The sequence below is a fragment of the Pseudomonas frigoris genome (genome assembly GCF_047758635.1).
Classification (GTDB): Bacteria; Pseudomonadota; Gammaproteobacteria; order Pseudomonadales; family Pseudomonadaceae; genus Aquipseudomonas; species Aquipseudomonas frigoris.
Genome location: NZ_CP180479.1, coordinates 5577004 through 5590416 on the forward strand (window position 1 = coordinate 5577004; position 13413 = coordinate 5590416).

The 13413-nt window shown below is 54.6% G+C and carries 16 protein-coding genes; 3 read left to right on the forward strand and 13 right to left on the reverse strand.

Features of this window, described 5'->3' with window-relative positions; all coding sequences use genetic code 11:
* Positions 1-164: 164 nt before the first annotated feature.
* Positions 165-893 (reverse strand): hypothetical protein, encoded by a 729-nt coding sequence (locus ACMXYH_RS25640; protein WP_415765354.1) that lies wholly within the window; start codon positions 891-893, stop codon positions 165-167.
* Between the two features lie 147 nt (positions 894-1040).
* On the opposite strand from ACMXYH_RS25640, the gene ACMXYH_RS25645 reads away from it, so the two are divergent.
* Entirely contained in the window at positions 1041-1346 is a 306-nt protein-coding gene (locus ACMXYH_RS25645; protein ID WP_415765355.1) for a hypothetical protein, read from the forward strand.
* Between the two features lie 7 nt (positions 1347-1353).
* Here the strand turns inward: ACMXYH_RS25645 and ACMXYH_RS25650 are convergent, their stop codons facing one another.
* The 6 genes from ACMXYH_RS25650 to ACMXYH_RS25675 form a co-directional block, all read right to left on the reverse strand.
* A complete protein-coding gene (locus ACMXYH_RS25650; protein WP_415765356.1) occupies positions 1354-2073 on the reverse strand; it encodes a hypothetical protein in 720 nt (239 codons plus the stop codon).
* Positions 2074-2188: 115 nt separating this feature from the next.
* On the reverse strand, positions 2189-2659 hold the full coding sequence (locus ACMXYH_RS25655; RefSeq protein WP_415765358.1) for a hypothetical protein: 471 nt from the start codon (positions 2657-2659) through the stop codon (positions 2189-2191).
* A 199-nt stretch (positions 2660-2858) separates the two neighbouring features.
* Positions 2859-3524 carry a hypothetical protein gene (locus tag ACMXYH_RS25660; RefSeq protein WP_415765359.1) on the reverse strand — a complete coding sequence of 222 codons (666 nt, stop codon included), beginning with the start codon at positions 3522-3524 and terminating at the stop codon, positions 2859-2861.
* 406 nt (positions 3525-3930) lie between these two features.
* Entirely contained in the window at positions 3931-4500 is a 570-nt protein-coding gene (locus ACMXYH_RS25665; RefSeq protein WP_415765360.1) for a recombinase family protein, read from the reverse strand.
* Positions 4501-4631: 131 nt separating this feature from the next.
* Positions 4632-4853 carry a hypothetical protein gene (locus ACMXYH_RS25670; RefSeq protein ID WP_415765361.1) on the reverse strand — a complete coding sequence of 74 codons (222 nt, stop codon included), beginning with the start codon at positions 4851-4853 and terminating at the stop codon, positions 4632-4634.
* A gap of 290 nt (positions 4854-5143) precedes the next feature.
* Entirely contained in the window at positions 5144-5392 is a 249-nt protein-coding gene (locus ACMXYH_RS25675; RefSeq protein WP_415765362.1) for a helix-turn-helix domain-containing protein, read from the reverse strand.
* Positions 5393-5510: 118 nt separating this feature from the next.
* On the opposite strand from ACMXYH_RS25675, the gene ACMXYH_RS25680 reads away from it, so the two are divergent.
* Entirely contained in the window at positions 5511-5816 is a 306-nt protein-coding gene (locus tag ACMXYH_RS25680) for a hypothetical protein (protein ID WP_415765363.1), read from the forward strand.
* A 485-nt stretch (positions 5817-6301) separates the two neighbouring features.
* On the opposite strand, the gene ACMXYH_RS25685 is transcribed toward ACMXYH_RS25680, so the two are convergent.
* From ACMXYH_RS25685 to ACMXYH_RS25695, 3 genes are all read right to left on the reverse strand, one after another.
* Complete coding sequence (locus tag ACMXYH_RS25685) at positions 6302-7186, reverse strand: hypothetical protein (RefSeq protein WP_415765364.1); 885 nt, start codon at positions 7184-7186, stop codon at positions 6302-6304.
* 506 nt (positions 7187-7692) lie between these two features.
* Positions 7693-9267, reverse strand: a complete 1575-nt coding sequence (locus tag ACMXYH_RS25690; protein ID WP_415765365.1) for a recombinase family protein — start codon at positions 9265-9267, stop codon at positions 7693-7695.
* A 91-nt stretch (positions 9268-9358) separates the two neighbouring features.
* Complete coding sequence (locus ACMXYH_RS25695; protein ID WP_134418803.1) at positions 9359-9823, reverse strand: glycine zipper 2TM domain-containing protein; 465 nt, start codon at positions 9821-9823, stop codon at positions 9359-9361.
* A gap of 170 nt (positions 9824-9993) precedes the next feature.
* Here ACMXYH_RS25695 and ACMXYH_RS25700 point away from each other — a divergent pair, with 170 nt between their 5' ends.
* Complete coding sequence (locus tag ACMXYH_RS25700; protein WP_415765366.1) at positions 9994-10230, forward strand: hypothetical protein; 237 nt, start codon at positions 9994-9996, stop codon at positions 10228-10230.
* 5 nt (positions 10231-10235) lie between these two features.
* Here the strand turns inward: ACMXYH_RS25700 and pdxH are convergent, their stop codons facing one another.
* The 3 genes from pdxH to ACMXYH_RS25715 all read right to left on the reverse strand — a co-directional run bounded on the left by pdxH (position 10236) and on the right by ACMXYH_RS25715 (position 13282).
* Complete coding sequence (gene pdxH / locus ACMXYH_RS25705) at positions 10236-10883, reverse strand: pyridoxamine 5'-phosphate oxidase (protein ID WP_129441771.1); 648 nt, start codon at positions 10881-10883, stop codon at positions 10236-10238.
* A 24-nt stretch (positions 10884-10907) separates the two neighbouring features.
* On the reverse strand, positions 10908-12023 hold the full coding sequence (locus ACMXYH_RS25710; RefSeq protein WP_415765367.1) for an OmpA family protein: 1116 nt from the start codon (positions 12021-12023) through the stop codon (positions 10908-10910).
* Between the two features lie 113 nt (positions 12024-12136).
* Entirely contained in the window at positions 12137-13282 is a 1146-nt protein-coding gene (locus ACMXYH_RS25715; RefSeq protein ID WP_129441767.1) for a serine hydrolase domain-containing protein, read from the reverse strand.
* Between the last annotated feature and the right edge of the window lie 131 nt (positions 13283-13413).

Sequence of the window (13413 nt, forward strand, 5' to 3'; positions counted from 1 at the left end):
TCAGCAACAATCTGCAAAATTATGACAACGAGTATGAAAAGCCCGCTCGGGGCGGGCACTCTCATTAGATGACGCCACTACAGGCTATCCCGCAGCTCTCGGAAATTTTCAACGCCACCGCGCCACCAAGATCGGCATTGTTCGTATGACAGGTATTCGCCCTTCTAGCGGCTGGTCAGCGACGGCATGTCGAAATCAGGGTCTAGGACGTACGCACGACCGTCTGGAGTCAAAGAAACGACCCTGCCACCGTTGGTGTAGTACTCCTCAATAAGCTTTCGCTTCAGCAATACATCAACGGCACCGTCAGTCTGAACCATCGTGAAATTGATCTTTTGGCAGAGGTCTTTCACGTAGCACTCCTTGTCAGCATTGTCGTAAGTCGTGATACCAGCGATGACTGTACGTTGGTGCTCGCTAAGCGGTTGCATCTTCGGAGTCAGCAAACTTTCAACTTTCGCAAGGGCGGCAGCCAACTCCAATTCAGCGGTGTCCAGCTTTACGCGGGTCTTGCCCAGTTCCTCATCTAGAGAATCAATCTCCGAAATGGCAGCGTCAATCCGTGCATAAGTAGCGTCTAGAATTGCGTCTTTGGCCTCTCGCTCCCTATTTGAATCCCTGAAGACTCGAACCAGTGCAACAGCCGTGGATACCGTGCAAATCGCGATGGTAAGGAGCAACCACAACTGCACGGATACCGGCTGACCTAACCAAGTGCCCACGCTCAGTATCCAGTTCCATAACCCGGCAATCGCGGGGCTGAAAAATGACACGTCGTAGTAGCTCTCCGCCAGTTTTGTAGCAGGAACGCCCAAGACGGGAACGAGCATCGCTGCCGCTAGCCATTTCAACAGCTTCAATCCATAGGCCTGCTTTACGTCGTTCGATTGCATTTCTTCACCTGTACCCACCCGATTTCGTCGGATGTTAACTGAGTCATTCGTCCGAAAGCCAACCGATGTGGCGCATCCCAGGAACACAACTCTTGAAGCTCGCCGGAGTCATATATGCTGTGTATGCATACAGTATTTGGTACGTGCATGATGGAAGACGATTTGATCGATGATTCTGGATTTGAGCTGGGCCTTCCGTCCCGTGAGGAATTGCTCAAGCATCAATACGACCTTCTGTGCTCAGAGCTTGAGATGACACGCAGGGACTTACGCAGGGCACACAAGACCATCGCCGGAATGATCGTCATGTACCGAGAAAGCTCGACGGAGCTTGCTGCCCTGAAGATTGAACACGAGCGGCTGAAGTGGACGCTGAGTGACGTGTACCGGCGCGAGAGTGAACGGGAAACGGCACGCATGGGCTACCAATACGGTGACTACAGCAAGAAGTGAAACGCTGTCAGGCAGCAACTGTTAGGAAATTCATTTCCCACCATTTCCACAGAGCGATGGTTGTACTGATCCCGCCCAGTACCAGCGGAGCAACATGGTCTGTGAACCACGGTGTGACGAAGGCACCTTTGACAATGGCAAAAGCTTTGGCGGCCCAAGTCATGACAACATTCGGTTGATAGTCAAGGCGTGCATAACTGGAATATGACAACCACTTACCTTCATCGGTGCACTGGTACCCTGCCCACAGTTTTATTTTGGTACGGGCTTCCCGGCTGATCTGATGTAACTCCGGCGCTTCATCTCCATGATTCTCCTGATCCTCTGCAAGAGAACTGCGTGCCGTAGCATTACCACCGTACCCGAGTAATTTCATCTGCTCGCCCTGTTCACGCAGAGGCGAGAAACGCTGTTCCGCTAACCGCTTGAGCGTTCGCCGTTTGAACACCACCGTCAACCACACCAGTGCATCATCGTACAGGTCGTGCATGGGCTCATCGAAGTACAAACCAAGACGGGGCAAACGCTGAAAAAAGCGAAACCAGAAGTAGATGTTGAGAACAGCCAACACCAACCAGATACTTTCTTTGTGGTGTTCCAGTGTCAGGCTCACACCAAGCAGATTGAACTGGGTTAGCTTCGCTTGGAAAAACCACATCGCCAGTAGAAAGGTGGAATACGTCAGCAGTACACCACGGGCTTTCTTATAATCCCCTCCATCGTCCATCAGACCACTCCATCACTTAATGCAAGAATGCCAGCACGCCGTCAACGGGACTCGGTGCAGCGTGTACATGTGAAAAAACCCGCTCAAGGCGGGCTCTTGGGTGTAGCAGCTTCATTCAATCAGCTACAACAGGATCGCTTGTCAGCTTGGTAATCTCGTGTTCTACAGCAGCCAGCTGTGCACGAAGGTCGTTTGCTTTGCCATGCAGGAACTCGACATACGCAGCTTTCTTTTCAGCTTCGAACTTGGCTTCGAACTCCTGTGCGAAGTTGAAAGCAGTGCTAGAGCTTGCACCAATGGCAAACGAACCTGCGACAACTTTTCCATCGTCAAGCTTGAACCATGCCATGCACGTCGGATAGGACGGAACGGCGACACCTTTCCCCGCCTGCTCTTTGACCCATGTACGCATCGGAGGACGACCAGCAGCGTTATAAGCAGCTTTCAAAGCTTCCTCGTCGCACATCCCAGCTGCGGTTTGCACGTAACCGTGCTGGTTGTTCCAAGACTGCCCCGGCTTGTAAAACTGATCTTTCGGTGCTGGAAAGGTAGGTGTTGTGGTTTTCTTGGTGGTGTCGGTGGTCATGTCAATTCCCCGTTTCCATGAAGCGCTATGAAATTGCCTTGCTAGATTTCCACCTGCTTGGCGTGTGAAGCAGAGAATATGACACACTTCATAACACGTCAACACTCGATGTGTAATTTGCATATTAAACACAACAGATGACACATCACACGCCGCACATGACACATCATCCACCAACAACAAAAATGACACATAACACCTACGAATCCCTGTGCTTCAAGTAGTATGCCCGGCCCTCAGGGGTGAACCTAAAATACGCACCACGAATAGCAGGAACCTTTTCCAAAAGGTTCTGCTCTATTAAAACGTCGATAGCAGCGTGAGCTTCCACATGCCCTACAGGTATTGCGGAGGCAATCGTAGACAACAGTGGTCTGGCCTCCCTATCAGCACACCTAGCAACGATTGTCAGCACCTTGAAGCCGAGAGCAGGCACATCAACCGCTTCCGGCGCTTGCAGCGCTTTTTGGGCTTCAAGGGCTTCCATCGCTTCTAGGGCTTGAGTCTTCTCAGCAAGCTGCTCCATGAGCAAGACCTTGTAATCCTCCAGCTGAAGGCAACGCTGTTCGCGCTCTTCGCACTCGGTTCTCAAGTGAGCGATGTATTCCTCTTGATCGCTGGTTGTAAGAGCACCTCTATAAATTGCGACCACCACCACCCCAACAACCACGACAGCTAGGATGAACTCCCATAAAGCGAACTGGACATACTGCGAAAGGAATTCCGATAGCCCAGCAAGCTTTGCTGAAATCCAATCAGGGAGTTTTCCTTCCTTCACCAACGAATCACCTAGAGGTGCCCCGACCCAGCTACCCAAGACCATTAGCCCGGCTATCGCCAATCCCCACACACCCTTCGCCGTCATGGCTACCTCATAGGCAAAAGGCCAGTCTACCAGAGCCGGGGTGGCAGAGTGCCCTATCGACTAGGGTGCCCAATTAACTAGCCTGGCTTAATGACAAGTGGATCTTTCTGGAAATATCCCAAGGTCCCGCCGAAAAATATGATGCACATTCAATGTCTTCTAGAAATCTATCCAGAAAAATAATGTACAGAGAGTGTGTGATGCGGGTGTGTGGTGGGTGGTGCCTAATGACATCTAGACATCCCACTCAGATTTTCTGGCACCTCTTAACATGACACGGGAGGCCCATTTAAAAGCTGACGCAAATATAAAATAAGTTGGAGCGCCCATCTCCAGGTCATAGATATGACGAAGCCCCGGGCGGGGCTATAGGGTGTCGTGTGAACTTTTATGGGCGTCGTAGAAGTTATGAAGCCTTCCAGTAGCGCTTCACTGTAGTGAGGCCGATGGAGAGGTGAAGGACTGTCTGAGCTTGTGTCAGGCCGTTTGCCTTGCAGGTTTTCACACCTTCGATGGTGGCAGTTGCAACAGGGCGACCCAGCGCCTTACCTTCGGACTTGGCACGGGCCAAACCTGCTTGTGTGCGTTCGATCAGCAAGTCACGTTCGAACTCAGCGACAGCTCCAAGGATTTGCATTGTCATCTTGCCCGCAGCACTGGTCAGGTCCACGCCGCCAAGGGCGAGACAGTGAACACGGATACCAATTGATTCCAGATGTTCAACGGTGGCGCGTACATCCATGGCGTTACGGCCTAGACGATCCAGCTTAGTTACGATCAGCACGTCTCCCGCTTCCATCTTGTGCAGGAGGGATTGAAACCCTTTGCGTTCGCTGGCACTTACCGAACCCGATACCGTCTCAACCACTACCCGATCCTCCCGCACGTCAAATCCAGCACGCTGCACTTCTTGGACTTGGTTGTCGGTGGTCTGATCGCTGGTCGATACACGGGCATAAATAAAAGTGCGGGCCATTGTGCTGCTCCTGCCTGATTGGGTGGATCGCTTTAACGTAGGTCCATAATAGCGAAGGGTCTGTTTGCAGTAAACCCTAATTTATGGCCCGTTCACCCGATGGTTCCCAGCAGGTCCACTTGACGTTCGTTTTACCGACCCTGTCTGAGCTTGAGAATCCCTGCGGTGATGGCGGCTGCGTTCGCGTCGAGAGTTTCCAATGCGGTGACGGCGTTTTCATACGTGCCGCTCGACCCACTGGATTTAGCCCATAGAGCCACTTCTTCGATTGCTGCGGCTAAGGCGTGCTGGTTGTGCAGCAGAAGGGTTAACACGTCTGCTGTAGCTATGTGGGCATCTGTGTTGTCTGGCATGGCGGTCGTCCTTGAGGGGGTGAGGGAGCCTAGCGACACCCTCACGGTGATGCTATTTACCCTTTGGCTTCGTCGGCTTCGTTGGCTTCGTTGGCTTGTCAGTCTCCTTCATGGTTTCCCTTGGCCTGCGCTTTGCTTCCTCAGGAGTTACGTACTCCCCGTTGACCGCATCACGATATCTTGTAGGCATGCTCGCTCCTTAATAGCCAATCGCCACGCTGGCGACACCATCAACGCTAGCTCAGGCCGGTAGTTCCGCAAGGGTTCAGACTGAGGGGGAGAGCGTCCTGTCATTCCTCCGACAATGACTTTTCAAACTCTGCGATCAGGTCTTGCAGACCAATTCCCAGGACTTTGCACAAGTCGCGAAGCTGAACGATATCCAAGCGACGTGTTCCGCTTTCAACGTCACTCATGAATGACTGTGGCCGCTCCAAAGCCTTTGAGCACTGCACTTGAGTCAAATCAGCAGCTTTCCTGTACTTCTTCAGTAGTGACAAAAGAACAGTGTGTTCGGGCCTATAGATCGTCTTGGGCATGGCTGACCGTCTACGAGTGGACAGCCTCCCAACCTATATCTGGTTTTCAGATATCTGAATTTGGGATAAATTGCACGCTACGGAGCAATGCCAACCGCCAGCAGAATGTGGATTAACCATGAACGAACAGCTCTACGTGCTAACCAGCCGGAAGCGAACCACAAATCACGTGTTGCATCTGTTGCTGTGCATCCCGACATTCGGCCTGTGGCTGATTGTTTGGGGGCTGACCATTTCGAGCAACAACAGCCACAACAAGAAGATTGATCGACAGATTGATCGGATCGTCGAGTATAAGGTTGACGGGCTCAGTGACGCAGACACCTTCAAACAGACGAAGTTGGACAAGGCGGATGACGACGCCTTTCAACTGAAAGTGATATTTGGAATCGTGGTTGTGTGTCTGTACTTCTATTTCCGGTAGTCGTTGCACACGAAAGGCGGAGTTTTGAAAAGGATACCCTCTTGGCTCCGCCGAAGTGTTTGCACCGAAAACGTCAGTTTTCAACTGTATTCTGCTACGGCGTGACCGCCGACATTCTGCGGATGTACTCCAGTAGCAAACAAAAATTACTCAAATCCAGCTCTCCGCTTGTGATTTTGATCTTGGTCTTGTTTGTTGGTGCAGAAACGAATACGGACGTATTCGGTAGTATCCCGTCAGTGTCCACTGACAGTTATTGCACGTCACCTTCGGTGGAGCAGATCAAGAGCAAAGAGCTTGGATGTGTGTTGATTTCATTTTATTAATTGGAGTGCTGATCCAGAATCGGGACGATACGACTATTGTCTTCGAAGCGGGTATCCCACTCAGACGTCGACGTCTGGAGTAATAATTATTGGACGGTACGTCCACCCACCCACTCACATATATATGGTACGCGTGGGTGGGTGAATACGTCTGGGTGATCAGTACCCGGCCGCCGTAATGACCTGTTCCACCTCTGCATAGTGGGCAGGGTGCAGCCAGCCTTTCGCCTCGCAATGATCCAAGAAAGCATCGTGTCCACTGGGTTTCGGGAAGTAGTCTTTTCGTGTCCGGCTGACTGAATTCATCGGTACATCAGGGTGCTGGGCCAACGCATCGGTCAGCGTCAGTGACCGTTCGAGTAGAGTCTCGGTTGGCTCGGAATGATACTCGCGTATCGCCAGCTTGAGGATGTGACGACGCGCAGCATACGCCTGCTTTCTCTGTGCTTCGTTCAGTTCAATCTCGTCATTTACCGCATCTTGGCGATGCTCGTCCATGTACTGATCAACAATTTCCACGATAGCCTGCTCGATCCTAAGAGCGCATTTTTCGATGGAAATTCTCGACTCGGTAGGGCGACATGTGTTGACCCAGTCCATTACGAAGAGCGGACTGTCAGCCCTTTCTTCCGCCAAGGTTCTGATTTTGGTGCGAACTCGATTGATGTGGTCAGCGGTGTACAGGCTTTCGAATTTCCCCGTCTCGGTGTTCCACTCAACACCGTAGCATTCGTGAAGAATCTGCCGAAGCTGATAGTCCTTGATGCCGGTGCGACCAATCGCCATCGGGTAACACCGAGCGACTGCACGCTCGAAGGGGGATGTTGGGACTTTCTCGGTTACAGGCACACCCTTGATGACTTGACGAACGTAGTGCTCGGTCTCACCTGTTGCTTCAATGATCTTTCGGCGAGACATGCCAGCTGTATGGAGTGCGAGAACTTTTTCTTTGCGAGGATCAAGGAGGGCTGGCGCCCTGGAGGGGGCATCATCATTTGCGGCGTGGGCGGTGGGAATCAAATTTAAAACGAATGGGTGCGACATGGATTGTTCTCCTCTGGTTAGTTCATTTCAGTAGGCAATTCCTCTCGGGTGGCTGCCGGTTGGTTTGATAAATCGCAGACGTTAAAAAGCCCCTTTCTCAACACACTGTGGTTAACAGCTGTCGCGTTAGAGGCTATTCATGGTGTCGTTCTGTCCGTCGAGACAGTTGATGCACGATACAGGATTTCGACGAAATGTCCATCTTCTTTTGCGAAGGGCATTGACATATAAAAATTTGTATAGTCCATGGGTTTGGACTGCCGTTCAACGGCATGCAGGTATCAGGGCTAGTAACTGCAACTTTTTAACAAAACCGATTTCCGGTGCGGCATACGCCCTTTGCTTGGTTAGAACTCCAATTTGAGCCCGTAAACACGGGACGAAAAGGAAGTGATAGATCGAAAAGCAACCAAAACTGGGGAGGTTTTAATACGGTTTACGGTACGTTTTGAATGGGTTTCCGACGTCGATTAGGCAACGTCAGATTCCCGATATGCTCCACCTGTTCAAGCACTTTCCTCAACGAACTCGGTGCCATTCCAGCGTAGGTGCTGAGTGATTGGAGTTGCTTCGAAGTCGGCTTTAGCAGCAGCCACTCGCTTGGAGTTTGGCATATCAAGGTGATGCTCCGAATGGTTGTTCTCAATCACCCTGTACGTCTCTGTAGGACGATGTGAGCCCATGTATTCGTACACCTGACGCTCGCCCTCAGTCTGAAGGTGAGGCTCGTCTACGGTGATCGTAGTACCGTCACATACGATGACGTAACCCACTCCTTGCAGCAGAGCGTTCAACCTCATTTGATCGCCATCCAGCAACGTATGTTGTAGGTCGACCATGTCATCCATGGACGCTGGGGCCGGTGCGATCTTAAGCAACGCCCTCTCCTGTTCAAGCTGTTGGACTTGCTCCGTCAGCCTGTCGAGGACGGCGGTGATCGCAGGAACCATTCCATACTTTGCCAACCCTTCCGCAGCGTTATCCGACTGACGACGTAGCTCGCTCAACTCACCTTCGATCTCAATCAACCGCTTCTCGCCTGACGTGAGGTTCCGACTCTGAGCTGCACGCTGCATAGCTCCATACATTGTCTGACTACGGACAAAATCGAGTACGTGCATAGGTATCGAACTTCCATTTGAACACCCCTCAGCACCCTGTCGATGGCGTCGGTAACAACGCATGACAGCAGGAGAGCGTTTCGTGTCCACGACACAGTAATTTGTGCCACACCGCCCGCATCGAACCAAGCCAGACAGTAGATATTTCGAAGGAGCTGACCGGGGTACATACCCTTCCTCCAAACGCTTTTGTACTCGGTACCAAAGTTCTTTACTGACGACAGATGGGTAGACATCCTCGATGTCGTTCCAACGTCCAATCGCGGTTGGATTCCGCAACCAACGCTTCAACGTCGTCGGATTTGTAGTTTCAACAGATGGGTGCTTTCCACGAATGCGGGAGAGGATTCGACGCTCGCCAAGTCCGTCTGCATAGTCCTCGAACACCTGGACAATGATCGGTGCAAGACCTTCGACAAGTTCGCCTTCGGAAGTGAGCCAGATAGGCGTGTGACGTTTTACGCCAGCACCGGCAGCCGCCTTCTCCCTTTTCCGCGTGTAGGCGTCTTTTATCCTTCGGCTCAACGCATCGCTGTACTGGTGTGCCTGTTGCACCTTGGCGACTAGGAGAAAAAGGTTGTTCGAATTGTTGGGATCGTTGCTGTACGTGATTCCATCGTCCAGCGTGATCAGCTTTACTCCCGCGTTCACAATACCTGTAAGCAGGTGGAGCATCACTGACGGCTCAAGTCTCCCTGCCCTATCGATGGCTTCGATCAGCACAACATCAGTGGATTTAATAACACCACTTTCGACAGCAGCGAGAAGCTTGCCGAATCCATTTTCGAGATGCTTGCCGGAGTAACCACTTATGCCAAGGTCTTGGAAACTTGCGCCACTCAGATCGTATTCAGGATGGGACAGCAGCCACTTAGCGACGTACTCTTGCTGGCGCGTGAGGCTATCGCCATGAGCCTGTTCTGCACTGCTGAAACGAATATACGAAAATGCAACAGGCATGAAAAACCCCGACTGGATAGACGAAACCAGCGATCATAACATCGCCGACTTCTTCCACCTGATCGGGGTTTTCTTTTACCCGTATTCCCGCTTAATGCGAAACGCGGCTAGTCCCATTAACAGTAGCAATCCGCACCCGCTCGCCAACACGGAACACTTCATTCTCCTGAACCTGCTGCACGTAGGCGCGCATGCTGCCGTCGTCTTCGCGAACGGTGATTTCGACGCCTTGGGCGCGGGTCAGACCTTCTTCAGTGGCCGAGCCGATCAGGCCGCCAGCGACGGCGCCGATAACCGCAGCAACAATGCTGCCACGACCGCCACCGATAGCGCTGCCGCCAACACCGCCCACCGCCGCACCGGCAAGGCCGCCGATCGGGGTTTTGGTGCCTTCGATTTTGACCGGTCGCAGGGACTCGATAGTGCCCATGCGAACCGTCTGCACGCGACGCGCTTCGTCACGGGAGTAGGAGTCACCGGTCAGACTGGATTGGCAACCAGTGAGCAACATCGCCATCGTGGAAAAAGAAGCAACCAGCAGAACAGACTTACGCATAGCATCAACTCCAAAGGACAGGTATTCATTAAACTCCGCGGCTTGACGCCTGTCACGGCCCTGCCCGGATAAAATTGGTTTGATTCAGGCCCGGTACAGGGCGCTGCCACGAACTTGACACACAGTAGCGGCAAATTCCGTAATCTGCGCCCACTGAACCAAGGATTTTCATGGATTACTTCATCATTGTCATCACCACCGTCCCCGGTCTGTACTTCCACGGGTGGTTATACGTGCGGATCAAACGCTGGATGGACCGCGATCTGGCGCTAGCGCTGGCGGGTAAAGACGAGCAGAAAAAGGCGTTCATGCTCCAGCAACTGGCGAACGCTCAAGCGCAGAAGATCAAGCGCCGAGACCTGCCGCAGTGGCTTGAAGCCGCTGCGGCAGGTTATTCCAATCGGTAGACGGCTTAAGGTGCCAGACGTTCAAGAATCCAGTCGGCGCCCTGCAAACGATAGTTGAGGCGATCGTGCAGGCGGCTCGAACGGCCCTGCCAGAACTCGATGCGCTCCGGTAACAAACGATAACCGCCCCAATGCTCAGGGCAATGAGGTTGCGTGTCGCTGAAACGTTGCTCGGTGTTCTTGAGCAGCGCTTCCAGCTCGGCACGATCGGCGATCACCCGGCTCTGGGGCGAAGCCCAGGCACCGAGGCGACTACCCAGCGGCCGGACCTGGAAGTAGGCGTCGGACTCTTCAGGCGTAACCTTCACCACCCGCCCTTCGATGCGCACCTGACGCTCCAGGGCCGGCCAGAAAAAGGTCATGGCCGCGAACGGGTTCGCGGCCAGATGCTGACCCTTGGCGCTGTCGTAGTTGGTGAAGAAGGTGAAACCCTGCTCGTCCAGCCCCTTGAGCAGCAGAATGCGGCAATGCGGCCGACCGTCCTGATCGACGGTGGCCAGGGTCATGGCGTTGGCTTCCACCGGCGCCTGCTCGGTTTTCACCGCGTCGGCGAACCACTGATGGAACAGCGCGAATGGCTCGGCCGGGGCTTGCGCCTCGGTCAGGCCATCACGGGTGTAGTCGCGACGCATATCAGCCAGGCCCTGGGTCATGGCGCATTCCTTTTAGTTAACGAATTACTTCTTTGTGGCGTCGGCGTCGGGGGCAGCGGCGGTGACTTTTTTCGAGTCGGCAGCGGCTTTGGCTGGAGCAGTCTTTTTCGCCGGAGTCGCGGTTTTAGCTGGCGACTTCTTGGCGGCGGCTTTCTTGGTCGGGGCCTTTTTCGCGGCGGGTACAGCCGCTTTTTTCGCGGCTGGCGCAGGGGTGACCGGCGTGGCCACTGGCTTGATGTCCTTGGCAGCGACCTGGCTCACTGGCGCCGGCGCCGGCATGTTGTACTTGCTCAGCAACGCGACCATGGTGTTTTGCGGGGTCACCAGCAGTTCGACGCGACGGTTCAAGGCACGGCCTTCATTGCTGTCGTTGGCAGCACGCGGGGCTTCGCCGCCCATACCGCGCAGCATCAGGCGATCACGCTGCAAACCGCTGAGGCGGAAAATCGCGGCAACGGCCTGGGCACGCTCCTGGCTCAGTTTCACGTTGGCCGGTGCGGAGCCCGACGTATCACTGTGGCCGAGAACCAGCACGGCAGTTTTCGGATCAACTTCAAGGATTTTCGCGACGCGAGTGAACGGGCCGAGGGTCACCGGCAGCAGCATGGCCGGACGGTCAGGGTTGAACGAGCCTTCTACTGGCGCGGTAACCACCAATACGTTTTCACGGCGTTCGAGTTGCAGATTGCTGCCCTTGATCGCTTCGCGCAGGCGCGGTTCGTAGTCGTCGAGCCAGGCTTGGGTAACTTTAGGATCAGGCATCGGAACGGCTTTGGCAGTGCTTTGCTCTTTGCCGCCGAACGGCCACCACCATTTGCCACCTGCATCGGCCTCAGCTTTGGCCACAGCGGCAGGTTTGGCTTCAGGTTTTACCTCTGGTTTTACTTCTGGCTTGGCCGGGGTCTTGTCGGCGCCGTCATCGGAACCGAACGGCCAGTACCAATGGCTGGCGCTTTCAGTCTTGGCCACCGGAGCGGTCGCGGCAGGCTTGAGGGGTGCCGGGGCCGGGGTTTTAGCAGCGACTTTGTCGGAGGAACCGAACGGCCACCAGCTGCCGCCATCCGAGTCATTTTGTGGAGTTTGTGCGCAACCGGTAATAGCGAAGCACAGGGCCAAAGCGAGGGTTTTATTGGAAGACATTGGATATCCACAAAATGAAGTAATGAACTATCAGGCCGGATTGACCCGGATAAACAGACGCTTGGAAATCAAAAAGGCATTGGGGTTCCGGCCCTGGAACCCCTGAGCGCGTTTTACAGACAAGTGGCCAGTGCTCGCACAAGTTTTTGTGCGCGCGGATCCATCAAGACGTACGGCCCAAGGGTATTTGTCACAAAGCCGAAGGCCACATCGTGTTCCGGATCGGCAAAACCGGTGGAACCGCCCGCCCCCGGATGACCGAACGCACGAGGGCCGAGGCCGTAGGTGGCGTTGGGGACGTCCGGTTGATCGAGCATGCAACCCAGGCCGAAACGGGTCCGGGTCAGTAAAGTCTTGTCCTCGCCGAGGCTGTGCTCGCGCGTCATTTCGTCAAGCATTTCGCTTTCCAGCAAGCTGCCATCGAGCAGACCGGCATAGAACCCGGCCAGGCTGCGGGCATTGCCATGGCCATTGGCGGCGGGTTGCTGCATGCGCCGCCACTCGGGTTTGTTGGTGCTGGTCATGATCGACGGCGGGTTAGTGAACGCCCTCGTGGTCATGGCCGTCGGCTCGCGCATCGTCACTTGCAGCAAGCGCTGGGCGGCGGCGTCGCCGACATTGCCCTTGCCACGGGCGATGTGCGCCACGCGATGAAACTCCTGGTCCGCCAAGCCGACGTGGAAATCCAGCCCCAAAGGCTTTGCGACCCGCGCCACGATGGACTCACCCGGCCCACGACCGTCGGCACGACGCAGCAACTCACCGACCAGCCAGCCGTAGGTGATCGCGGCGTAACCGTGACCGACGCCCGGCGTCCACCACGGTTCTTCGGCGGCCAGGGCGTCAACCATGGTTTGCCAGTCGTAAAGGGCTTCCGGGGCCAGCAGCTCACGCAGCGCCGGAAGACCGGCCTGATGGCAGAGCAATTGACGCAGGGTCACGGACTCTTTACCGGCGGCGGCGAACTCGGGCCAGTAGCGGGCAACCGGGGCATCCAGTTGCAGCTTGCCTTCGGCCACCAGTTGCAGGGCGGTGACAGCGGTGAAGGTCTTGGTGCAGGAGAACAGATTGGCGATGGTGTCGCTGTGCCAGGCTTCGGTGCCATCCTTGTCAGCGCTACCGGCCCAAAGGTCGACCACGGTTTCACCGCCAATCTGGATGCACAACGCTGCGCCACGTTCCTGAGGATCGTCGAACAGCGCCGCGAAAGCCTCACGCACCGCTTCGAACTTCAGCTCGTAAAAACCCTGAATCTGCACCCGCAACTCCTCTGGATAATGTTCTACAAAGTGGCCGCATTGTTCCAGCCCTAGAGGGTTTTGGGAACTGTGGCAAGCTGGGCGGTCGCTCACCTATGGATTGGATCAGATCTTTAGGGTGCCTTGGCGGA

Bases quoted from the DNA above. Each gene is read 5' to 3' on its own strand.
- ACMXYH_RS25640 (WP_415765354.1), bottom strand. From the start codon at position 893: ATGCAATCGAACGACGTAAAGCAGGCCTATGGATTGAAGCTGTTGAAA.
- ACMXYH_RS25645 (WP_415765355.1), top strand. From the start codon at position 1,041: ATGATGGAAGACGATTTGATCGATGATTCTGGATTTGAGCTGGGCCTT.
- ACMXYH_RS25650 (WP_415765356.1), bottom strand. From the start codon at position 2,073: ATGGACGATGGAGGGGATTATAAGAAAGCCCGTGGTGTACTGCTGACG.
- ACMXYH_RS25655 (WP_415765358.1), bottom strand. From the start codon at position 2,659: ATGACCACCGACACCACCAAGAAAACCACAACACCTACCTTTCCAGCA.
- ACMXYH_RS25660 (WP_415765359.1), bottom strand. From the start codon at position 3,524: ATGACGGCGAAGGGTGTGTGGGGATTGGCGATAGCCGGGCTAATGGTC.
- ACMXYH_RS25665 (WP_415765360.1), bottom strand. From the start codon at position 4,500: ATGGCCCGCACTTTTATTTATGCCCGTGTATCGACCAGCGATCAGACC.
- ACMXYH_RS25670 (WP_415765361.1), bottom strand. From the start codon at position 4,853: ATGCCAGACAACACAGATGCCCACATAGCTACAGCAGACGTGTTAACC.
- ACMXYH_RS25675 (WP_415765362.1), bottom strand. From the start codon at position 5,392: ATGCCCAAGACGATCTATAGGCCCGAACACACTGTTCTTTTGTCACTA.
- ACMXYH_RS25680 (WP_415765363.1), top strand. From the start codon at position 5,511: ATGAACGAACAGCTCTACGTGCTAACCAGCCGGAAGCGAACCACAAAT.
- ACMXYH_RS25685 (WP_415765364.1), bottom strand. From the start codon at position 7,186: ATGTCGCACCCATTCGTTTTAAATTTGATTCCCACCGCCCACGCCGCA.
- ACMXYH_RS25690 (WP_415765365.1), bottom strand. From the start codon at position 9,267: ATGCCTGTTGCATTTTCGTATATTCGTTTCAGCAGTGCAGAACAGGCT.
- ACMXYH_RS25695 (WP_134418803.1), bottom strand. From the start codon at position 9,823: ATGCGTAAGTCTGTTCTGCTGGTTGCTTCTTTTTCCACGATGGCGATG.
- ACMXYH_RS25700 (WP_415765366.1), top strand. From the start codon at position 9,994: ATGGATTACTTCATCATTGTCATCACCACCGTCCCCGGTCTGTACTTC.
- pdxH (WP_129441771.1), bottom strand. From the start codon at position 10,883: ATGACCCAGGGCCTGGCTGATATGCGTCGCGACTACACCCGTGATGGC.
- ACMXYH_RS25710 (WP_415765367.1), bottom strand. From the start codon at position 12,023: ATGTCTTCCAATAAAACCCTCGCTTTGGCCCTGTGCTTCGCTATTACC.